22 protein-coding genes are annotated in these 22952 nt (G+C 43.6%); 17 read left to right on the top strand and 5 right to left on the bottom strand.

Features of this window, described 5'->3' with window-relative positions; translation table 11 throughout:
- Positions 1-16: 16 nt before the first annotated feature.
- From LWH95_RS05970 to LWH95_RS05950, 5 genes are all read left to right on the top strand, one after another.
- Positions 17-1285 carry a peptidase U32 family protein gene (locus LWH95_RS05970; protein ID WP_014114598.1) on the top strand — a complete coding sequence of 423 codons (1269 nt, stop codon included), beginning with the start codon at positions 17-19 and terminating at the stop codon, positions 1283-1285.
- Between the two features lie 5 nt (positions 1286-1290).
- Positions 1291-1926, top strand: a complete 636-nt coding sequence (gene udk / locus LWH95_RS05965) for a uridine kinase (RefSeq protein ID WP_003225916.1) — start codon at positions 1291-1293, stop codon at positions 1924-1926.
- Positions 1927-2176: 250 nt separating this feature from the next.
- Complete coding sequence (greA, locus tag LWH95_RS05960) at positions 2177-2650, top strand: transcription elongation factor GreA (protein ID WP_003237373.1); 474 nt, start codon at positions 2177-2179, stop codon at positions 2648-2650.
- Positions 2651-2703: 53 nt separating this feature from the next.
- The gene (locus LWH95_RS05955) at positions 2704-4458 is read left to right on the top strand and encodes a peptidoglycan D,D-transpeptidase FtsI family protein (RefSeq protein ID WP_232919150.1); all 1755 of its coding nucleotides are present in this window, start codon (positions 2704-2706) and stop codon (positions 4456-4458) included.
- Positions 4459-4522: 64 nt separating this feature from the next.
- Positions 4523-5224 (top strand): YrrS family protein, encoded by a 702-nt coding sequence (locus LWH95_RS05950; RefSeq protein ID WP_019259025.1) that lies wholly within the window; start codon positions 4523-4525, stop codon positions 5222-5224.
- A gap of 36 nt (positions 5225-5260) precedes the next feature.
- Here the strand turns inward: LWH95_RS05950 and LWH95_RS05945 are convergent, their stop codons facing one another.
- Complete coding sequence (locus LWH95_RS05945) at positions 5261-5464, bottom strand: YrzA family protein (protein ID WP_232919149.1); 204 nt, start codon at positions 5462-5464, stop codon at positions 5261-5263.
- Positions 5465-5655: 191 nt separating this feature from the next.
- Between LWH95_RS05945 and LWH95_RS05940 the strand changes: the two genes are divergently transcribed.
- The 5 genes from LWH95_RS05940 (at position 5656) to LWH95_RS05920 (ending at position 9453) form a co-directional block, all read left to right on the top strand.
- On the top strand, positions 5656-6297 hold the full coding sequence (locus LWH95_RS05940) for a class I SAM-dependent methyltransferase (RefSeq protein ID WP_232919148.1): 642 nt from the start codon (positions 5656-5658) through the stop codon (positions 6295-6297).
- A 20-nt stretch (positions 6298-6317) separates the two neighbouring features.
- On the top strand, positions 6318-7013 hold the full coding sequence (mtnN, locus tag LWH95_RS05935; RefSeq protein WP_019259023.1) for a 5'-methylthioadenosine/S-adenosylhomocysteine nucleosidase: 696 nt from the start codon (positions 6318-6320) through the stop codon (positions 7011-7013).
- Between the two features lie 62 nt (positions 7014-7075).
- On the top strand, positions 7076-7999 hold the full coding sequence (locus LWH95_RS05930; protein ID WP_232919147.1) for an O-acetylserine dependent cystathionine beta-synthase: 924 nt from the start codon (positions 7076-7078) through the stop codon (positions 7997-7999).
- A 1-nt stretch (position 8000) separates the two neighbouring features.
- Complete coding sequence (locus tag LWH95_RS05925) at positions 8001-9140, top strand: bifunctional cystathionine gamma-lyase/homocysteine desulfhydrase (protein WP_003237360.1); 1140 nt, start codon at positions 8001-8003, stop codon at positions 9138-9140.
- An 82-nt stretch (positions 9141-9222) separates the two neighbouring features.
- Entirely contained in the window at positions 9223-9453 is a 231-nt protein-coding gene (locus LWH95_RS05920; protein WP_003237358.1) for a YrhC family protein, read from the top strand.
- 35 nt (positions 9454-9488) lie between these two features.
- Here LWH95_RS05920 and LWH95_RS05915 read toward each other — a convergent pair whose 3' ends face one another.
- Positions 9489-9971, bottom strand: coding sequence for a DUF1641 domain-containing protein (locus LWH95_RS05915; protein WP_232919146.1), 483 nt, complete (start codon positions 9969-9971; stop codon positions 9489-9491).
- Positions 9972-9989: 18 nt separating this feature from the next.
- On the bottom strand, positions 9990-12932 hold the full coding sequence (gene fdhF / locus LWH95_RS05910) for a formate dehydrogenase subunit alpha (RefSeq protein WP_232919145.1): 2943 nt from the start codon (positions 12930-12932) through the stop codon (positions 9990-9992).
- A 313-nt stretch (positions 12933-13245) separates the two neighbouring features.
- Between fdhF and LWH95_RS05905 the strand changes: the two genes are divergently transcribed.
- From LWH95_RS05905 to cypB, 7 genes are all read left to right on the top strand, one after another.
- Positions 13246-13614, top strand: coding sequence for a DUF2294 domain-containing protein (locus LWH95_RS05905; RefSeq protein ID WP_003237353.1), 369 nt, complete (start codon positions 13246-13248; stop codon positions 13612-13614).
- A gap of 262 nt (positions 13615-13876) precedes the next feature.
- Positions 13877-14677: a formate/nitrite transporter family protein gene (locus tag LWH95_RS05900; protein WP_232919144.1), complete on the top strand. Its 801-nt coding sequence runs from the start codon at positions 13877-13879 to the stop codon at positions 14675-14677.
- A gap of 389 nt (positions 14678-15066) precedes the next feature.
- Complete coding sequence (locus LWH95_RS05895) at positions 15067-15216, top strand: YrzI family small protein (protein WP_003237348.1); 150 nt, start codon at positions 15067-15069, stop codon at positions 15214-15216.
- Positions 15217-15376: 160 nt separating this feature from the next.
- Positions 15377-15535 carry a hypothetical protein gene (locus LWH95_RS05890; RefSeq protein ID WP_133486717.1) on the top strand — a complete coding sequence of 53 codons (159 nt, stop codon included), beginning with the start codon at positions 15377-15379 and terminating at the stop codon, positions 15533-15535.
- 189 nt (positions 15536-15724) lie between these two features.
- Complete coding sequence (locus LWH95_RS05885) at positions 15725-16267, top strand: class I SAM-dependent methyltransferase (protein ID WP_003237342.1); 543 nt, start codon at positions 15725-15727, stop codon at positions 16265-16267.
- Between the two features lie 223 nt (positions 16268-16490).
- Positions 16491-17081 carry a transcriptional regulator FatR gene (gene fatR, locus LWH95_RS05880; RefSeq protein WP_032731971.1) on the top strand — a complete coding sequence of 197 codons (591 nt, stop codon included), beginning with the start codon at positions 16491-16493 and terminating at the stop codon, positions 17079-17081.
- A 15-nt stretch (positions 17082-17096) separates the two neighbouring features.
- Positions 17097-20258: a bifunctional cytochrome P450/NADPH--P450 reductase CypB gene (gene cypB / locus LWH95_RS05875; protein WP_232919143.1), complete on the top strand. Its 3162-nt coding sequence runs from the start codon at positions 17097-17099 to the stop codon at positions 20256-20258.
- A 280-nt stretch (positions 20259-20538) separates the two neighbouring features.
- Here the strand turns inward: cypB and LWH95_RS05870 are convergent, their stop codons facing one another.
- Positions 20539-20826 carry a YrhK family protein gene (locus LWH95_RS05870; RefSeq protein ID WP_100275627.1) on the bottom strand — a complete coding sequence of 96 codons (288 nt, stop codon included), beginning with the start codon at positions 20824-20826 and terminating at the stop codon, positions 20539-20541.
- Between the two features lie 168 nt (positions 20827-20994).
- On the bottom strand, positions 20995-22911 hold the full coding sequence (locus tag LWH95_RS05865; protein WP_232919142.1) for an acyltransferase family protein: 1917 nt from the start codon (positions 22909-22911) through the stop codon (positions 20995-20997).
- Positions 22912-22952: the final 41 nt, after the last annotated feature.

Here is a 22952-nt window from a genome sequence, read left to right as displayed (position 1 = left end):
AAAAGGAGGTTAAGCTATGACTGCCGTAAATGATAAAATATCCACAATCGTCAATGGTAAACGTGTGATTACGAAAAAGCCGGAGCTTCTCGCACCTGCGGGTAATCTTGAAAAGCTGAAAATTGCTGTTCATTACGGAGCGGACGCGGTCTTTATCGGAGGACAGGAATACGGGCTGCGCTCGAATGCCGATAACTTTACGATCGAAGAAATTGCAGAAGGCGTTGAATTCGCGAAACAATATGGCGCGAAGATCTACGTAACGACGAATATTTTCGCCCATAATGAAAACATGGACGGGCTTGAAGAATATTTAAAAGCGCTCGGAGACGCCAACGTTGCCGGCATCATTGTGGCAGATCCGCTTATTATCGAAACATGCCGCAGAGTGGCGCCGAATGTTGAGGTTCACTTGAGCACGCAGCAGTCTCTTTCAAACTGGAAGGCTGTCCAGTTCTGGAAGGAAGAAGGCCTTGACCGCGTCGTGCTGGCACGTGAAACAAGCGCGCTCGAAATCAGAGAAATGAAAGAAAAAGTAGATATCGAAATCGAATCCTTTATTCACGGCGCGATGTGCATCGCATATTCCGGCCGCTGTGTCCTGAGCAATCACATGACAGCGCGGGATTCCAACCGCGGAGGCTGCTGCCAGTCATGCCGCTGGGATTATGATCTCTATCAAACAGATGGTGCTAACGCCGTTGCTTTGTATGGTGAAGAAGATGCGCCATTTGCGATGAGCCCGAAAGATTTGAAGCTGATTGAATCCATTCCGAAAATGATCGAAATGGGCATCGACAGCTTAAAGATTGAAGGCCGCATGAAATCAATTCACTATGTAGCAACAGTAGTTAGCGTATACCGCAAAGTAATTGACGCTTATTGTGCTGATCCGGATAACTTTGTGATTCAAAAAGAATGGCTTGAAGAGCTTGATAAGTGCGCCAACCGGGACACTGCGACAGCTTTCTTTGAAGGAACGCCAGGCTATGAAGAGCAAATGTTTGGCGAGCATGCCAAAAAAACAACGTTTGATTTTGTCGGCTTAGTGCTGAATTATGATGAAGACACACAAATGGTCACGCTTCAGCAGCGCAATTTCTTCAAAAAAGGCGACGAAGTGGAATTTTTCGGTCCGGAAATCGAAAACTTTACACACACGATTGAAACCATTTGGGACGAAGACGGAAATGAGCTAGATGCTGCCCGCCATCCCCTGCAAATTGTCAAATTCAAACTAGACAAAAAGATTTATCCGAGCAACATGATGAGAAAGGGGAAGTAACACCCATGGGTAAGAATCCAGTAGTCATTGGAATCGCAGGAGGTTCCGGTTCAGGAAAAACGAGTGTCACACGGTCAATTTATGAACAATTTAAAGGACACTCGATTTTAATGATCCAGCAAGACCTTTATTATAAAGACCAAAGCCATCTTCCATTTGAAGAAAGGCTGAACACAAACTATGATCATCCGCTTGCGTTTGATAATGACTATTTAATCGAGCATATTCAGGATCTATTGAATTACCGTCCGATTGAAAAGCCGATTTACGACTATAAGCTTCACACACGTTCAGAAGAAACGGTTCACGTAGAGCCCAAGGATGTTATTATCCTTGAAGGCATTCTTGTTCTTGAAGACAAAAGGCTCCGTGATCTGATGGATATCAAGCTTTACGTTGATACAGACGCTGACTTGCGTATCATCAGACGGATTATGAGAGATATTAATGAGCGCGGCCGCTCTATTGATTCTGTTATTGAACAATATGTGTCAGTTGTCCGCCCGATGCATAACCAATTTGTCGAGCCGACGAAACGATACGCTGATATTATTATCCCGGAAGGCGGACAGAATCACGTCGCAATTGATCTGATGGTCACAAAAATCCAAACCATTCTTGAACAAAACGCGATTTTGTAATACCATAGCATAGACATAAATAACTCTGACCATATTATGTATAGGCAGGAAGGGAATGTGCGAATTCCCTTCTTTCCCTGTTTATAAACGCGAAATATTTGCAGAACGACAAGATTCAGTTTAAGATAAACAGTACCTATATGGGAGAGAAGAACGAGGACTGCCCTGTGTTCTCATTCTTGTATTTTTTAGTTTATGCTCTCATACATAATCGAAGATGTTGAGGGACAACCAGAAGGAGTGAAGGGACATGGCACAAGAGAAAGTTTTTCCTATGACTGCAGAAGGAAAACAAAAACTTGAACAAGAATTAGAATATTTGAAAACGGTTAAACGAAAAGAAGTAGTAGAGCGCATCAAAATTGCGAGAAGTTTCGGAGACCTTTCCGAGAACTCTGAATACGATTCAGCAAAAGAAGAGCAGGCATTCGTAGAGGGCCGTGTGACGACTCTTGAAAATATGATCCGCAATGCGAAAATCATTGAAGATGACGGCGGCTCTAATGTTGTCGGTTTAGGTAAAACCGTCACTTTCGTCGAACTGCCTGACGGTGACGAAGAATCCTATACAATTGTTGGAAGCGCTGAAGCTGATCCGTTTGAAGGAAAAATCTCAAACGATTCTCCAATCGCCAAAAGCCTGCTGGGCAAAAAAGTAGATGATGAAGTGACAGTTCAAACACCAGGCGGAGAAATGCTCGTGAAAATTGTGAAAATTTCATAATATCCGTTTAGCAAAGAAACACCTCGTCCACAATGTGGGTGAGGTGTTTTTTTATGAAGATATCGAAACGAATGAAGCTGACAGTCATCGCTTTTTTGATCGTGTTTTTTTTCCTTCTGCTAAGGCTGGCGGAAATCCAGCTGTTTTTCACCGAATCATTTTCTAAAAAGAAAATCAATTTGATCCAAGAAAGCGTGAAACAGCGGACGGAGGAAGTGCTCATTTCTGATGGAAGAGGTTCCTTTTTAGATCGAAACGGGCAGGCGCTGACCGGCAAAAGTGAGCCTGCGGTTGTTTTGTTCCCTTTTCTGCTGACGCAGGATTGGCCGATCAAAAAAGTTGCAGACATCCTCGGCATGTCTGAAGATGAACTGCACCATACTCTCGCAAAAGCAAAAAAACCGGTCATTTTACAACAAAAGAAAATCAAAACACTTTCGAAACAATCCATCACAAAAATCAATTCTTTGAAATATCCCGGAATTTACGGCGTATATATGGAGAATGAAGACAAGCCCAGCCTTGCTTCACATACGATCGGGAGCACGAATCAAGATCCGGCGCTTCTCCGCAGGAAATATCCTGATAAGGAGACCCTTCCGGTTACAACGGAAATCGGAACAACGGGATTAGAACGGACATTTGATGAGTTTTTGCTTCCGGAACAAGACACAAAACTTTTATATCATGTGGACGGAAAAGGAAACCCTTTGTTTGGCATGGACGTCAAATACACAGCTGAAGCCAATACGTTTTATCCGCTTCAGGTCAAAACAACGATCGACCAAAGCTTTCAAAAAGCGATGGAGGAGGTATTGGATGAACAGGGGCTGAAAAAAGGAGGAGCCGTGCTGCTGGACATCGAAAATAGCAGTGTTCTGGGAATTGTAAGCAAACCGGATGCCGATGTGTCTCAGCAAAACACGCTTCAAAATTACATGCTGACGCCAATCTATCCCGGCTCTGTTTTTAAAACAGTCATTGCCGCAGCTGCGATCGAAAATGATACAGTGAAGCCGAGCCAAACCTTTAATTGCAATTTAAACCTGTACGGGGAACCGGGCGACGACAAAGGAACCTTGTCTTTTGATGAAAGTTTTGCCCAAAGCTGCAATTACACATTTACGAGTCTTGCTGAACAATTAATGAAAAAAGACAGCTCAGTTATTGAAGACATGTCCGAAAAGCTGGCTCTCACTGATCGGGCAGGCTGGGAAGGAAAACTGTATCACGAAACAGATTTCCGCCAGTTGTATAATGAAAAAAGCGGCGTGATTTGGGGGGATGAAAAAGACAAATCAGTCAAAAAAGCCATTGCGCAAACAGCAATCGGGCAGAAAAATGTAAAGGTAACGCCGCTCGAGGTAGCCAATATGATGGCAACGATCGCCCGCGGCGGAGAAAAGCGGCAGGTGAAAATCGCTGAACAGATTGAATATAAAAACGGCACAACGCTCGTCAAGTTTAAAGACCAGAAGCTCAAAGGAGAAACGATAGACAAATATACGGCACAGCAGCTTCAAAAAATGCTGCGGCGGGTGGTGGAATCTCCTTCCGGAACGGGCAGAAGGTTTCAGGATCTTCCGTATACTGTAGCAGGGAAGTCAGGCACAGCCCAGACAGGCAAGCTTTCAAAAGAGAAAGAAACGCTTTATGAAAAATGGTTTGCCGGATATTTTCCTGCGGATAAGCCGAAATACGCTCTTGTCGTTTTACACATGGATACACCGGGGGATAAGGCTCTGACAAATTCGGTGTTTTATGATATTGTTAAAAAAGTACACGAAATTGAAATCAATCAGAAATAGAACAACTTCTCAGCACATGGTAAAATATATGCTGAGCCAAGAGGGATAAAGGAGTGCAGAATTATTGAGCAATAATCAATCTCGTTATGAAAACCGTGATAAGCGCAGGAAAGCTAATTTAGTGCTTAACATTTTAATCGCAATCGTATCCATACTAATTGTCGTAGTAGCAGCTAATCTATTCATTAACAGTCCTTCTAGCAAAGATGTCAGCAAGGATTCTGAAACGGCGCAAAAACAGGAATCTCCGGCTTCAGGAAAGACGGAAAAGAAATCGGATGAGGATATAAAAGACAGCAAGAAAGATACATCTGACAGCGAAAAGGATTCTGAGAAGTCTTCTGACTCAGATTCAGATTCCAAAAAAGATGATTCTTCTAAAAGTGATGAATCAGATTCTGATTCAGACTCAAGCTCAGACGACCCGCTTAAAGACGCAAAAGTAACAGAAGGCGGCTCATCAAGCGATGTGGAAAAAACGTATGAAAACCCTGACTGGAAAGCAGTCGGAACTGAGCAGACGGGCGAGCATGCCGCCACTTATGACTCAAGCTCACAAGACTGGGCTGAGATGCTTAAAGCCATTTCATATGCAACCGGAGTCTCAACAGATCACATGACGGTGCTTTGGCTCGGAAATAACGGCAGCCCGCAGGATGCCAAAGGCAAGATTTTAGACAAGACGACTGGAGATAAATATCAAGTCACGATTACATGGGTTGATGAAAAAGGCTGGAAGCCGACAAAAGTAGAAAAATTAAAATAAACAAAAGCAGCCGGATTAGAACCGGCTGCTTTTGTTTTAGGCTTCAGCTGCGAAATGAACAACCGCGCTGTACAATATTCTTCCGTCTGCCGCAGCAGTTTGGTGTGAAACAGATTTCACCCGGAGCATGATGGCTTTATTGTTTTCAATTTGTGTATTGATTTTCTTTTCAAGCTCCTGCAATGAAGCCGCTTCAAAAAATTCCACTTTGTCTTTTATCAGATCTAATTGAAAATTCATATCTCGACCCTCCAGCTTTCACAAGTCATATGAAGTATAAGCTTTTTGACGGGTAACGCGCAATATAGATGGCATAAAATACACAAAGTGTTTTAGTACCTGCTTTCCAGAAGATGTGGTATTATAGGAACTGTTCCATCATCAATTCATAGTATGCTTATAGGAATTATAAAATATGGAGTGTGACAAATATGGGACGTGAATTTATCCCTCTCTTTGAAGATTGGGCAGCAACTTATGATCAAACAGTACAAGGTTTTGATATTCAGTATAAAGAAGCGTTCAGAGGCTATGGTGATATTCTTGATGCCATCGTCAGCAGGTCTGGAACGCATGTGTTAGAATTTGGCCCGGGGACCGGAAATTTGACAGCCAAGCTGCTGGATGCGGGCAAATCTGTATTTGGAATCGAACCGTCTCCCGCAATGCGCAAATTGGCTTCTGACAAGCTTTCAGGCAGGGCAGAATTCGTTGACGGAGACTTCCTGACATTTCCTGAGCCGCCATTTCAAGCTGACACGATTGTCAGTTCATATGCTTTTCATCATTTGACCGACGAAGAAAAGCGGGCTGCTATAAAGCAATATGGCAAATACCTTCACTTGCATGATAAAATAGTGTTTGCCGATACCGTCTTTGAAGATGTGCAAGCATATCAACAGGCTATTGATAAAGCACGTTCTCAAGGCTTCTATCAGTTGGCAAACGATTTAGAGACGGAGCATTATCCTACATTGGATGCGTTGAAAGAGATGTTTACAGCTGAAGGTTTTGCAGTCCAATTCACTCAGCACAACGATTTCGTGTGGATAATGGAGGCGATCAAACGGTAAAGTGAAGGGAATGTGAATAGATGAAACTAGCAGTCATCGGAGCAATGGAAGAGGAAGTCACCATCCTAAGAAGCAAACTTGAACATGCAAAAACAGAAACAATCGCACATTGTGAATTTACAACAGGCGAATATGAAGGAACCGAAGTGATTCTTTTAAAATCAGGAATTGGAAAAGTAAATGCTGCGATCAGCACGACGCTTTTGCTTGATCGTTACAAGCCTGATTATGTCATTAACACAGGCTCAGCGGGCGGATTTCATCATACATTGAATGTAGGAGATGTCGTCATTTCCACTGATGTTCGCCACCATGATGTAGATGTAACGGCCTTTGACTATGAATACGGGCAGGTGCCGGGTCTTCCGGCTGCTTATGCCGCGGACGAAAAGCTGATCAGCATCACTGAAGAAGCAATTTCTGAACTCGACGGCATTCAGGTTGCAAAAGGAACGATCGCAACAGGCGATTCTTTCATGAACGATCCGAAGCGGGTTGAAGAAGTGCGTGCGAGATTTTCTGATCTGTACGCGGTTGAAATGGAGGCTGCGGCAGTAGCTCAAGTGTGCCATCAATTTAAAACGCCGTTTGTCGTCATCAGAGCGCTATCCGATATCGCAGGAAAAGAATCACATGTATCATTTGACCAATTTTTAGAGCAGGCAGCTGTCAATTCAACAGAGCTTGTGTTAAAGGTGATCAAACGAATTCATTAAAACGGGGGAAAGTTCTCCTCCGTTTTCCCTAAAAACAACCTCTATCAAGGAGGAGGACATATATGACTGTCATTACGGACATTACCGAGCTGATTGGGAATACACCGCTTCTCCGCCTGAAGAACTTTGATGTTCCTGAAGGAGTCGCAGTGTATGCCAAGCTTGAAATGATGAATCCCGGCGGAAGCATTAAAGACAGACTGGGAGATATGCTGATCCGTGACGCGCTGGATTCAGGCAAGGTGAATCCTGGCGGAGTAATTATAGAAGCTACGGCAGGCAATACAGGAATCGGCCTTGCGCTGAGTGCCAGAAAATATGGGTTAAAAGCGATTTTCTGTGTCCCTGAACATTTCAGTACAGAGAAACAGCAAATTATGCAAGCGCTTGGAGCATCAATCATTCATACACCGCGTCAAGACGGAATGCAGGGAGCCATTCAAAAAGCCATGCAGCTGGAGACTGAAATTGAAAATTCTTATTGCGTTTTGCAATTTAAAAACCGAGTAAATCCATCGACTTACTACAAGACGCTTGGACCTGAAATATGGGAAGCGTTAGACGGCAATATCCATACGTTTGTCGCAGGGGCAGGATCAGGAGGCACATTCGCAGGAACTGCTTCTTTCTTGAAAGAAAAAAATCCAGCAGTCAAAACAGTGATTGTCGAACCGGAAGGCTCCATTTTAAACGGAGGAGAGCCTCACGCTCATAAAACAGAAGGCATCGGCATGGAGTTTATTCCCGACTATATGAATGAAAGCCATTTTGATGAGATCTACACCGTAACAGATGAGAATGCGTTTAAACTTGTGAAAGAAGCGGCAGAAAAAGAAGGTCTGCTGATCGGAAGCTCTTCAGGTGCAGCGCTTTATGCAGCATTGGAGGAAGCGAAAAAAGCATCCGCAGGAACAAACATTGTCACCGTATTTCCTGACAGCAGCGATCGATATATCAGCAAACAAATATATGAAGGAGGCATCTGATATGAAGAAAAAAACATTGATGATACACGGCGGAATCACAGGTGATGAGAAAACAGGCGCGGTTTCTGTGCCTATTTATCAAGTAAGCACGTACAAGCAGCCGAAAGCAGGGCAGCATACCGGCTATGAGTATTCAAGAACGGCCAATCCGACTAGAACCGCTCTCGAAGCACTTGTGACAGAGCTGGAAGGCGGGGAAGCAGGCTATGCGTTCAGTTCTGGAATGGCTGCCATTACAGCAGTTATGATGCTGTTTAACAGCGGAGATCATGTCGTGTTGACTGATGATGTGTACGGCGGAACATATCGCGTGATGACAAAGGTGCTTAATCGTCTTGGTATTGAATCAACATTTGTCGATACAAGCAGCAGAGAAGAAGTGGAAAAAGCGATTCGCCCTAACACGAAAGCCATTTATATTGAGACACCGACAAACCCGCTGCTCAAAATCACCGATCTGTCGCTCATGGCTGATATCGCAAAAAAAGCCGGTGTTCTGCTTATCGTAGACAATACCTTTAACACCCCTTATTTTCAGCAGCCGCTTACTTTAGGAGCTGATATCGTGCTTCACAGTGCGACAAAATATCTTGGCGGACACAGTGATGTCGTCGGCGGTTTAGTTGTGACAGCTTCAAAAGAGCTTGGGGAAGAGCTTCATTTTGTGCAAAACTCCACAGGCGGCGTGCTTGGCCCTCAAGATTCCTGGCTGTTAATGAGAGGAATCAAAACATTGGGACTCAGAATGGAAGCGATCGATCAAAACGCGCGGAAAATCGCAAGTTTTCTTGAGAGTCACCCTGCTGTCCAAACGTTATATTATCCTGGTTCTTCAAATCATCCCGGACACGAGCTCGCAAAAACTCAAGGATCTGGCTTCGGCGGCATGATCTCCTTTGATATCGGCAGTGAAGAGCGAGTTGATGCGTTTTTAGGAAATCTAAAACTGTTTACAATTGCTGAAAGCCTGGGCGCGGTAGAAAGCTTAATTTCTGTTCCGGCAAGAATGACACATGCCTCTATTCCGAGAGAACGCCGGCTTGAGCTCGGCATTACGGACGGCTTAATCAGAATTTCTGTAGGGATTGAAGATGCGGAAGATTTGCTGGAAGATATCGAGCAAGCGCTTAAAAATGTATAACAAATGGATAGAATTACTTTCTCTGTAAGCTGCCAGATTATATTATAATAGTCGTATACTATGAATCTGGCAGGTGATTCTTTTGAACAAAAATAGAATGAAATCTTTAAAAGAAGACTACAAGCATTTTGCTTTTACATTGCTTGCAGTCAGCACTTTTTTATATATAGGCGCAGTTCTCCCCGATCAAGGCTTAACGTTAGGGCAGAAATCGACGATGTTTTTAGCGGACTGCGTATTTTTAGCCGGTGCTTTCTTTTGCGCTGATCGTTCATTGATTTACAAGAAGCGTTTGGAAGAAGCCGACGAATAAAAAACAGCCATCAACTCAGCGATGGCTGTTTTTTGTTATTTTTCCTGCAGTTCTTTTCCCATGCCTTTAAAAAACTGAAGGCCGAAGCCAACGGCTCTGTTGATATCAGGATCGTTCATTGCTTTTAAAAGGTCGAGAATCCCGACTTTCTTGTCTTCTTTTAAAAAGCTCTGCGCCTGTTCAGTACCAGCCATCACGCTTTCTAAAAGCTTTCCTGTAAACTCTGGATCGGCTTTAGTCAATGCGCCTCCGGCGGCCATCATCGTGTTGATGAGATTGGTGACAGGCTCACGTGAAACTTGGCCAAGTGCAATCTTGGCGATGTCTTCCTTCGCTCTCAGCATGCTTGTTGCCGCGTCAAAGATTCCAAGTTCATTGAGTTCATTCATTAATGTCATCGTTTTTGAGACGGCATCCTCATTTTCCGCCAGCAGCTCTTTCAGCTCTTCTATTTTTTCAAGCTTCATTTGCTCTGCTGTTTTTGTTTCTTTTTTGATCGTCGTAATCGGAGTGGCCATTCGTTTTCCTCCTTTCGTTTAATCAGTCAGATGGACATAGCCCGGACGGTTCCATTTTCTTTCTGCTTCGACCCCGTTTTGCGGGTGCCGTTTTTTGTTGCGCGGATTTGTTTTCGGAAGCGGCGCTGTTTCACAGCCTCCAAGCACCTCCATGCGGACCTTTGTCTGTTTATAAGCAGGCGTGTTCGTCCGTTTATCAGCTGCAGGCCCCGTCAGGAAGTTAATCGCTGACTCCTTGTCTGTTGAGTTCATTGGCAGATAGAGTTCATTTTTCCGCACACGGTCTGTGACCAGCGCGTTTAATTTGACTGCTCCGAACGGAGAAACGAGCCGTACGAGCGAACCGTCACAAACCCCTCGCTCCTCTGCAAGCTCAGGCGAGATTTCAACGAATACATTCGGCACTTTTGCTTGAATGCCTTTCGATTTATTTGTCATATTTCCTTCATGGAAATGCTCCAGCATCCGTCCGTTATTGATATGAAGATCATATTCTTCAGGAAATGCCGCTGGCTCAGTCCAATCAGAAAGGGCAAAGCGGGCTTTTTTGTCAGGGAAATTAAACCCGTCTTCATACAGAAGCGGTGTGCTTTCACCTGAGTAGCTGCCCCATAGGAAGCTGTTCCAGCCTTCAAGCACCTCATAGCTTGCTTTACCAAACAGAGGTGAAAGGCTCGCCATTTCTGAGAAAATGTCACTTGGATGGCTGTAATTCCAGTTCGCTCCTAAGCGGTTTGCCACCTCTTGAATAATCCACCAGTCCGGTTTCGCGTCACCAAGCGTCGGAAGCGCCTGATATAATCGCTGCACGCGGCGTTCTGTATTGGTAAATGTTCCGTCTTTCTCAAGTGAAGGAGTAGCTGGCAATACGACATCGGCATATTGAGCTGTTCTTGACAGGAAGATGTCCTGCACCACGAAGAAATCAAGGCTTGATAAAATATCATGCACATGGTTTGCGTTTGAATCGACAAGTGCCATATCCTCGCCGACAAGATACATAGCCTTCATTTTGCCTTCTTCAATGGAATGAAGCATTTGAATATTATCTAAACCAGGCTTTCCGTCAATCTTGACACCATAAGCCTCTTCAAATTTAGCGCGGGCATTGTCATCTGTAATATGCTGATATCCCGGCAGCCAGCCAGGCAATGTTCCCATATCGCAAGCGCCCTGAACGTTATTGTGTCCGCGCAGAGGATAAGCCCCGGCACCCGGACGGCGATAGTTGCCCGTAGCGAGAAGCAGGTTTGAAATCGCTGCTGACGTATCAGAACCGCCTGTATTTTGTGTGACACCCATTCCCCAAAGGACACAAGTGCCGTCAGCGTCACGAATCATTTCGGCAATTCGAATGATGTTTTCTTTAGAAAGGCCTGTGATGCGTTCCGCATAATCAAGCGTATAGGTTTTAAGCGTTTCTTTATAATCTTCAAAGTAATTCACGTTTTCATCAATAAACGCCTGATCGTGCCAGCCTTGGTCGATCATATATTTCGTAACAGCCATCAGCCAAACTTGGTCTGTGCCTTGTTTAGGGCTGATGAACAAATCAGACCGCTCAGCCATCTCATTTTTACGCAGGTCGGCAACGATCAGTTTTTGACCGTGGAGCTTGTGTGCCCGTTTGACACGTGTTGCAAGCACGGGATGTCCTTCCGCCGGATTGGCGCCGACAATGATGACGAGACCGGCTTTGGCAATATCTTTAATCGTGCCGGCGTCACCGCCCATGCCGACAGTGCGGAACAATCCGTCTGTAGCAGGAGACTGGCAGTAGCGTGAGCAGTTATCGACGTTGTTTGTTTCAAAGACCTGACGCGCTAATTTTTGAATGACATAGTTTTCTTCATTCGTAATTTTAGAAGAAGAAATAAACCCGACAGAGCCTTTGCCGTACTGCTCTTTAATCGATCCTAATCTGCTTGCGACAAGATCGAGGGCTTCTTCCCAAGAAGATTCAACAAAAGCCCCGTTTTTACGGATTAAAGGCTTTGTGATCCGCTCTTCAGAATTGACGAAATCCCAGCCGAATTTCCCTTTCACACATGTAGAAATCGCGTTAACCGGAGCGTCAGAAACAGGCTGGATCTTTAAAATATCCCGTCCTTTTGTCCAGACTTCGAAAGAACAACCGACACCGCAGAACGTACATACAGTTTTTGTTTTTTTCGTTCTCGTTTCACGCATTGCCGCTTCGACTTCAGAAATGGCAAAAATGCTGCCGTACCCCGGTTCAACGTTTTTCACGAGATCAATCATCGGCTCCATGACATCCTCTTTAATGCCAGTCATAAAACCTGCTTGCCCAAGCATTGATTTTTCCATCAGCGCATTACATGGGCATACTGTGACACACTGGCCGCAGCTGACACAAGAAGATTCATTGATCGGAACTCCCTCATCCCAAATGACGCGAGGGCGTTCGCGTTCCCAGTCGATTGAGAGTGTTTCATTTACCTGAAGGTTTTGACAGACCTCAACACACTGGCCGCAGGCAATACATTGGTTTGGATCATAGCGGTAAAACGGATGAGACATATCAACCGCGCAAGAAGGATCTTCTTTTGGCGTGTATGGGTATTTTTGATGCTCGATCCCCATCATTTCCGCTGTATTATGCAGCGTACAGTTTCCATTGTTGTTATCGCAAACTGTACAATACAGCAAATGATTTTCAAGAAGGCGGTCCATCGCTTCGGTTTGCGCTTCTTTCACTCGATTTCCTGAAAGATCAATAGACATCCCGTTTTCTGCAACCGTCGCGCATGAACGGACCAGCTTGCCGTTTGCCTCTACTATGCAAGTATCACAAGTTTGAATCGGGTCAACCTCTGGTACGTGGCAAATCTGCGGGTACTCAATTCCGTTTTCATTTAAAATATCTAAAATTGTGGCCCCTGCTCGTGCTTGAATTTCTGTTCCGTCTACACGGACATTGATCGACTTAACGTCCATCATCTTCATATTCCCCTCCATCTTTCTTTCAAGAAGTCAAAAAAGCCATGTATAGATACACCTGTCCTAAAATTCTTGAAGGTGTAAACACACATGGCGGAATAGTTCACTAGCAAGTCTTACTAACAGACCAATCCTTGATTTTTATAAAACGATAGACTCATAACAAGATCCTATTACAAATCCATCAACACTGCTTTTATTATAAAGTGATATTTATTATAATACAATATGGCAGGAAAATTTTAACCAAGTGAAATGTCCTAAGGGGAGCCGGGAAAAGCTTTATGAGGCAATATCGGAAGGGGTAATCAGCATGTCTAAAAAAATTCATGAGTTCAATGATATTATTCGAAAACTTCGCAAAGAATTGTTCGGCAAAGGGCCTGAACGGATTCATACTGTATTTGTAGAAAACATGGCAGTCTCAACATTATACGGAAATCTGAGTGCAAGCGAGCAGTTTATCGCCCGCACGCCTGAAGGAAGAGAAATGGTACATGCAGCCCGGACAAGCCTGATTCAAGATCTTTATTCCAAACAAACGCCGGAAGGAATGGAGGAGCTGATGGGGGCTAAGCTTGTCCATTTGTTTTCTGATATTAAAATTGAGGAAAATATCGCTGTATCTGTGTTTGTCTTTGACAAAAAAATAGATGATCAAAAAGAAGCCCTGCAAAGCTAGCATATTTGCCATTGACACAAATTTGTCACATTTGATATGATGTTGCTACAGTTATAGAAGGCAAAAAGCGATGGGAATGTATGCACGAACTGTTTATATTCTCTTTCAATATCTTAATTCTGCTTGATATTGTTGTATGGGTATGCATACAAGTTAGGCAGCATTCAAACGCCTGGTTGACACAGGTTATTTGAGTGCTGCCTTTTTTATTGCCTTTCTGCCATAACTGTAAGAAAAGAAGAAATAATGGAGGCGTTTTAGTATGGCTTTTCGGAAACCGGATGAAATAGCGGATACAGCAATTGAAGCAGGGATGAACAAAGTAAAGCTCCCGCTGCCGTCTCTGCTTGTGCTGGGGTTTTTAGGCGGCGCATTTATCGCGCTCGGGTACTTGCTTGATATCAGGGTAATCGGCGACCTTCCGAAAGAATGGGGAAGTCTGTCCAGCTTGATCGGAGCTGCAGTATTTCCTGTCGGTCTGATACTTGTGGTTCTCGCTGGCGCTGAACTGATCACAGGAAATATGATGTCCGTTGCGATGGCTTTATTTTCAAGAAAAATATCAGTTAAAGAATTGGCGGTTAACTGGGGAATCGTCACGATTATGAACCTAATCGGCGCATTGTTTGTTGCTTACTTTTTCGGGCATTTAGTTGGATTGACTGAAACAGGTCCTTATTTAGAAAAAACGATCGCCGTGGCGCAAGGAAAGCTCGATATGAGCTTCGGCAAGGTTCTTATTTCCGGCATCGGCTGTAACTGGCTTGTATGTCTTGCCGTTTGGCTTTCTTTCGGCGCTCAAGACGGAGCAGGGAAAATTCTTGGCATCTGGTTCCCGATTATGGCATTTGTGGCAATCGGATTTCAGCACGTTGTCGCCAACATGTTTGTGATTCCCGCTGCCATTTTTGCAGGGTCATTCACGTGGGGGCAGTTTATCGGAAACATCATTCCGGCTTTTATCGGCAATGTCATCGGCGGAGCGGTGTTTGTCGGTCTCATTTATTTTATTGCATATCATAAGAAAGACCGCTCCAGAAAAGAAATGAAGCAGGTGTCATGAACAAAGGGCAAATCCACTCGATGATTTGCATAATTTCCGTCCATTTTTAGAAAAAGATGTTTACAAAATGGAATTTGGTGGATATACTTACAAAGTAAGAAAAAAGCAAAGGAGGCTGAACAAAATGACAATGAGACAACGACGTCAACCTGTACGTGAAACACAAGTAAAAGTTCATGGTTCATTCAGCCTGTGGAAGAGTTCGTGTCCTTCCTTAACCGATGCTTATCGCACGCATTAAATTGGGAATAGTCGGACATACGCAACTCCCCGCAGGCAGTAGAGGCATTGGTGTCTTCTTTTGTCTGCGGTTTTTATTTGCCCGCGGCAGAAGGAATGATGCCGCGGGTTATTTCGCTTGAAGCGGAATTTGAAAGGGGGTGAGTGATATGACGATTAACCTATTCTTTTTAACGTTAACGATTAACAAACGGTTTAAAAGCCCGGAAGAATTCGAACGAGAACAGCAGATTGAGCAGATTTATGATGAAATGAAAGAGTCTCAGTTAAAGCATCTTTATTTGACAAACTGGCGCTAAAAAACAATGAAAAATACTGAAGGGGGAGATGGCATATGCTTAGAATGGAATTATTGATGCATTATACGATGGAGAAGGACCAAGTTTAGCAAAAACAGCTGTCAAGAAAATGCCTGCCTGCATATGATAGATCAACGTTACGGGTAAGGCAGGTGATGGCATGATGAACGATTATCAAAAAAGGCTGCCGTCGATTGGCCATGGTTATGCGTCCATGCCGCATTCCTTCAAACATGGTTATGGAAATCCATTCCGCCAGCAGAGGCTGATGGCCATGCAGCAGCATAGGCAGTATGTATTCCCTTATTATTGGCATTAGAAAGAGGGCAGAAAACATTTTGTTTTCTGCTTTTTTTTGCGGAAAAAAATGAAAAAGTTCAGTTCTATTGAAACATTATTAAACACATTGCCGTCTAGTTGATATCTTCATTCACATTTTAAAATGAAGGTGATGTTTATTTTTTTAATATAATAAATAAGCATAGGAAACCAAAAGCAGGTGTTTAAAATGCTAGAAAATAGACTCTATAAACGATCGAATCTTTTGAAATTATTTTCTCGGAAATATAAGCAAACAAAAACCATTGAGCATATGATGATTGACTCTATAGACATACAGGAAAATGACAGAATTTTAGAAATTGGAATTGGAAATGGCACTGTCTTTAAGAACATAACCGAGAAACTGGAAAAGGGAAGCTTAAAAAGCATTGACCCGTCAAAGCGAAAGGTAAGACAGATATCACGAGCGAATCGAAAGAACATGGGGAAAGGGGAGATTTTTCATGGTTATCCTGAGAACATTCCCTTTGATGACCGTACCTTTAATAAAGTGTTTTCCTTACATACGGTTCAGAGCTGCACTGATATGAGGCTTGCATTAAGAGAAATTTATCGGGTGCTTCAAATTGACGGCAGGTTTTACATCAGTATCGATACAAATACCGGTGAGAAAGAGAAAACGTATATTCAGCTGCTGAAAGATCAGCATTTTAGGGATCTTTCCGTCATCAGGCGTGATTCCTGTCTGTGCATTGTGGCTGTTAAATAAAAAAATTTCTCGGGAAATATATCCAGGGCCCTCATTTTGGTTTTGGGTATATTTTCTTAATTTTTTATTTTTTGCATATACTTTATATTAAATAAAGTTTTTTTCATATAAACTGATAACATAAGCAAGGGTAAAGAGGTGATATCAGACAGATCGGACATGTTTATTATGAACAAAAGGAATGAATGTTCATTCCGCGATGAATCGGAGGTTGCAACATTACATGTTATCCGCATCCAGCAGTAAATACGACATGATTATGAAAGCGTCGGTCTCACTATTTACGGAAAGGGGATTTAACGCTACCACTATCCCTATGATAGCTGAACGAGCTCATGTTGGGACAGGAACGATCTACCGCTATTTTGACAGCAAAGAAACGCTTGTCAACGTATTGTTTCAAGAAAGCATCCAGCGCTTTACGGAAAAGCTGAAGCAGGATTTTTCGGAATTGCCTGCCAGAGAAGGCTTTCGCCATGTATTTTGCTGTCTCGTTCAATTTACGAAAGAGAGCGACTATGCGCTTTTTTTTCTTGAAACGAAAAAAGACGCTCATTACTTAAACGACACAAGCAGAAAAATGATAGAAAATCTGACTCAAATGCTTGATGACTATTTTAACAAGGGAAAAGCAGAAGGCGTGATACGCGGCCTGCCCTCTAATGTGTTAATTGCAATTGTGTTAGGGGCGTTTCTCAAGATATATCAGCTTGTCCAAACGGGTGATATAGAGATGGACACTGATTTAATTACTGAATTGGAACAATGCTGCTGGGACGCCATTAAGCTTCATTCATTTACTTCACAAAAATAAGAGAGGAAGATGTTAATGAAACAGGCAAGCGCCATACCTCAGCCCAAAACATACGGACCTTTAAAAAATCTTCCGCATCTGGAAAAAGAGCAGCTTTCTCAATCCTTATGGAGGTTAGCTGATGAATTGGGACCGATTTTCCGTTTCGATTTTCCAGGGGTGTCCAGTGTTTTTGTATCCGGACACAATCTTGTGGCTGAAGTGTGTGATGAAAGCCGTTTTGACAAAAACCTTGGCAAAGGCTTGCTAAAGGTGCGCGAGTTCGGCGGAGACGGCTTATTTACAAGCTGGACCCACGAACCGAACTGGCAAAAAGCCCACCGCATTTTGCTGCCAAGTTTCAGTCAAAAAGCGATGAAAGGCTATCATTCTATGATGCTGGATATCGCAACCCAACTGATTCAAAAATGGAGCCGGCTTAATCCTAATGAAGAAATTGATGTAGCGGACGACATGACCCGTCTGACGCTTGATACGATCGGATTATGCGGGTTTAACTATCGCTTCAACAGCTTTTACCGTGATTCTCAGCATCCGTTTATCACCAGCATGCTCAGTGCCTTAAAAGAGGCGATGAATCAATCGAAAAGATTGGGTCTGCAAGATAAGATGATGGTGAAAACGAAGCTGCAGTTCCAAAAGGATATAGAAGTCATGAACTCCCTTGTCGATAGAATGATAGCGGAGCGAAAAGAGAATCCGGATGAAAACATTAAGGATCTTTTATCGCTCATGCTCTATGCAAAAGATCCTGTAACAGGTGAAACGCTGGATGATGAAAATATTCGATACCAAATCATCACATTTTTAATTGCAGGGCATGAAACAACAAGCGGTTTGCTTTCCTTTGCGATTTACTGTCTGCTTACACATCCGGAAAAACTGAAAAAAGCGCAAGAGGAAGCCGATCGCGTGTTAACAGACACGCCGGAATATAAACAAATCCAGCAGCTGAAATACATTCGGATGGTGTTAAATGAAACACTCAGGCTGTATCCAACAGCTCCGGCCTTTTCTCTCTATGCGAAGGAGGATACTGTTCTAGGCGGGGAATACCCGATCAGCAAAGGTCAGCCTGTCACTGTTTTGATTCCGAAGCTGCACCGGGATCAAAATGCTTGGGGCGAAGATGCAGAAGATTTTCGTCCGGAACGATTTGAAGACCCTTCGAGTATTCCTCACCATGCTTATAAGCCGTTTGGAAACGGGCAGCGCGCTTGTATTGGCATGCAGTTTGCTCTCCAAGAAGCGACGATGGTTCTCGGTCTTGTATTAAAGCATTTTGATTTGATAAACCATACTGGATACGAACTGAAAATCAAAGAGGCATTAACAATCAAGCCGGATGAATTTAAAATTACTGTGAAACCGCGGAAAACAGCAGCAATCAATGTACAGAGAAGAGGACAGGCTGATAACAAAACAGAAACGAAGCCAAAAGAAACAAAACCTAAACACGGCACACCTTTACTCGTTCTTTACGGTTCAAACCTTGGGACAGCGGAAGGAATAGCCGGAGAATTGTCTGCTTACGGCCGCCAGCTGGGATTTACAGCCGAAACAGCTCCGCTTGATGATTATATTGGCAAGCTTCCTGAACAAGGCGCTGTCGTCATCGTTACGGCTTCTTATAATGGGGCGCCGCCTGATAATGCTGCCGGCTTTGTAGAATGGCTGGAAGAGCTTGAGGAAGGCCGATTGAAAGGGGTCTCCTATGCGGTATTCGGCTGCGGAAACCGGAGTTGGGCCAGCACGTATCAGCGGATTCCGCGCCTTATAGATGACATGATGCAAGCGAAAGGGGCATCCCGTTTAACACCGATTGGGGAAGGTGATGCCGCCGATGATTTTGAAAGCCATCGCGAGTCTTGGGAAAACCGCTTATGGAAGGAAACGATGGAAGCATTTGATATAAACGAAATATCTCAGAAAGAAGACAGGCCTTCATTATCGATTACTTTTCTCAGTGAAGCGACGGAAACGCCGCTTGCCAAAGCATATGGTGCGTTTGAAGGGATTGTCTTAGAGAACCGGGAGCTCCAGACAGCTGATAGTCCGCGTTCCACCCGCCATATTGAATTGCAGGTTCCTGACGCCAAAACATATAAAGAAGGCGATCATATCGGAATACTGCCGAAAAACAGCCAGGAGCTGGTTCAGCGGGTTCTCAGCAGATTCGGTTTGCAGTCCAATCATGTGATAAAAATGAGCGGAAGCCCTCATATGGCTCATCTTCCGATGGATCGGCCGATCAAAGTGGCGGATTTATTGTCGTCCTATGTGGAGCTGCAGGAACCGGCTTCAAGGCTTCAGCTTCGGGAGCTGGCTTCTTATACAGTCTGTCCGCCGCATAAAAAAGAGCTGGAACAGCTCGTTTCAGAAGATGGCATTTATAAAGAGCAGGTACTGGAAAAACGTCTCACCATGCTTGATCTTTTAGAGGATTACCCTGCCTGCGAAATGCCGTTTGAGCGGTTTTTAGAACTTTTGCCTTCACTAAAACCGCGATATTATTCCATATCAAGCTCACCGAAAGTGCATGCTAATATCGTGAGCATGACAGTAGGAGTTGTTAAAGGCTCAGCCTGGAGCGGGCGCGGAGAGTACCTGGGAGTCGCCTCTAATTATTTAGCAGAGCTGAATAAAGGTGATGCCGCAGCCTGCTTCATCCGAACGCCGCAATCCGGATTTCAAATGCCAGATGACCCTGAAACGCCTATGATTATGGTCGGGCCGGGTACAGGAATTGCGCCATTCAGGGGCTTTATTCAGGCAAGATCTGTTTTGAAGAAGGAAGGAAACATGCTTGGTGAAGCTCTTTTATATTTCGGCTGCCGGCGCCCCGATCATGACGATCTTTACAGAGAAGAGCTGGATCAGGCGGAACAGGATGGTTTGGTTACAGTCCGCCGGTGCTATTCACGCGTCGAAAACGAATCAAAAGAATATGTCCAGCACTTGCTCAAACTAGATGCACAGAAGCTGATATCACTCATTGAAAAAGGGGCTCACATTTACGTATGCGGTGATGGATCGCGAATGGCTCCTGATGTAGAGAATACTTTGCGACTGGCGTATGAAGCTGAAAAAGGAGCAAATCAGGAAGAATCAGCTGAATGGCTGATGAAGCTGCAAAACCAAAAACGCTATGTCAAAGACGTTTGGTCAGGTATGTAATAAAAAATCGAACCCCGCCATCAATCAGAATGGCGGGGTTATTTTGCATATGAAAAAGCCGGCACGATATTGAAATCTACTGAAAAGGATGTTATAGGGAGTATCGCGCCGGCCTTATTGTTAATATCGTCATACAGGGACAAAGGTTTAGGTTTTTTGCCTTATTTTTAAAAATAAATAGTCAAAAAGTCTTGTTTTTATATATTGTGCTTCAGATTTTCTTGTCAGTTTGTTTTCGTTAAGCAAATATTTCTATTCCTCAAGACCACAAGCATGAGGATTAATCGGCTGAAGATCGATGTTTAAATTGGCGCTCCACATGTTTTCTATAATGAAAGTCATGAACCAAACGAATCGTCGGCCTGATTAACAGCAGCAAGCTCCCAATTACAAACAGCCATATCCCTGCCGACATCAACTGGTCATAAAAAAAGAAAAAGCTTCCGACAAGAAACAAAGCACCAATGATAAAATCATTTACTGTATAAAGAACCTTATATCGTTTTTTGAAAAAAAGCTCGTATCGATTGAGTTCTTTTTTGATGTCATGTTCTTCATTAGCGGCCACTATCATCCCTCCATTCTATTTTGGCTTACCCTCACGTAAACGACATGTAAACATAAGAATTGCCTTGAAAAAAGTAGATGGTTAGAGAATGATCAACGATCTCAGGCACTTTTTTCTGCTTCAACTGTTTAGTCATATAAAAAAGAGGTCTAAATAGGACCTCTTATCTTACAAAAACGATTTCATCGCCTGAACAATAAGACCAGTCAAAGCTTTAGCCCCTTGAGGAACCAAGTGTACGCCATCAGGTGTAAAATATTCTGGGTGCTGTAGAGCTTCTGTGTGCCAGTCAACTAACGTAACATTTTGATGTGCGTGGGCCTGTTGCTGCAAAGATTCATTTACCTTGCTTTCCCATTGGCGGGGAACTCGTGTATTAACAAGATAGATATGAGCTTTTGAGAAAGATTGAAGCAATTGTTCGATTTGGCTGTTTGTAAAGTAGCCATTGGTTCCCAGCTCAATGATGACAGCCTTGTTCGGCTGATTAAAAGACTTGTATTCTTTTGCGAGTTCCAGGGCTTGAGACATTTGTCTCCCCACCTTTCCATCAATCGTAACATGTGAAAGTGACTGGCGGAGGTGTGAGGCAATATCAAGCATGACGGAATCTCCTATAGCTAACACTTCTTTATCAGAGTCTGCTGGTTCTTTCGCCTGCTGAGATTGCTTGTCTTTATTTTTACTAGTCTCTTGATCATTATTTTTGTTTTCCTTTTGATCTTGATTGGAGTCTGTTGTCTTTTGTTCAGGATTGTTTTCCCTGTCTTTATCAGCTTCAGCTTTCTTTCTATCCTCAGAAGCCTGGCTGGTATCAGCGTTTGTTTTTTGTGAGCTATACGTCCATTTGGTGGGGTGCTTTTGCTCTCCGGCTAGCCCAGACAGCCCTCCTGCAAAAATAAGTATAGCGAGAATGACGAAACCAATTGACGTTTTGCTGATGACAGATGTCGTTTTCCATTCTCTGATTCTATGTATAAAAATACGGCGGAAAAATGATCTAAATCCCTGTGTCCGTACGGGTTTCTCGATAAAATGATAGGAAAGCTCGGCGAGTATAAATGTAACAATGACCTTTAGCACAATATGCCAAAAAACAGGGTTTCCGATTTCTTGAACTGGCGTGCTTAACACAATAACAGGGTAGTGCCAAAGATAAATACCGTAAGACCTCGTTCCAAGCCAACGGAGCGGCCTCCATGAAAGCAGATTGCCTAAAAAGCTGCTCGGATGGCATACACATGCAATAAGGATTGCGGCAATCATGCTAATCAAAAGCATTCCGCCTCTGTAAAGAAAAGGCTCATATTCATCTGTGAAATAGACACACAACACTAAAATACAAAACGCCGAAAGTTCAGTAGCGTGCAAAGTGTGCTTCAGTTTGTTTGACAGCCTGTTGGAAGACAGTCTTTTCATCGGCCATACAAGAGCCAGGGCACACCCGATGAGAAGCGCAAACGAACGAGTATCTGTGCCGTAGTACACGCGGCTCGGATCTCCGCCGGGTTCATACAATATGCTCATCATCACGGCTGAACAAAGCGCTAGCAATGACACCGCCGCCGCCAATCTGGCGCGGTTTTTAAATATGTACATTCCAACAACCAAGAACATCGGCCATATCATATAAAATTGTTCTTCAATCGCCAGCGACCAAAGGTTTTTCAGAGGTGATGGGGAACCGAAACTATCAAAATATGATAGTTTGTGAAAAATAAACCACCAATTACTCATATAAAAAAGAGAGGAAATGGCATCTCCGCGTATAGTGTGCAATAGTTCCCTGTCAAACAATACAACCCAAATAACAGTAAAAAAGATCATGAGGTAAGCCGCTGGCAGAAGCCGCCGAATTCGGCGCACCCAAAAGTCCCAAAAATCAAGGCTGATATCATTTCCATGTGCCGGCAATAGAATGGATGTAATTAAATAGCCGGATAAAACAAAAAAGATATCAACTCCAATGAAGCCTCCGTTAGCCCAACTGAAGTTTAGGTGATAAGCGATAACTGACAGGACGGCAAAAGCCCGAAGGCCATCGAGTCCAGGGATATATCGATGATGCTGTGTCTTGTGATACATGGGTATTCCTCCAATAGTGTGCAGAGATTCTCGTTGTTTTG

This window comes from Bacillus sp. G16 (assembly GCF_021282335.1).
In the GTDB taxonomy this organism is placed as follows: Bacteria; Bacillota; Bacilli; order Bacillales; family Bacillaceae; genus Bacillus; species Bacillus inaquosorum.
The sequence above is the reverse complement of the archived record's forward strand: the minus strand, read 5'-3'. Positions and strand labels throughout refer to the sequence as shown.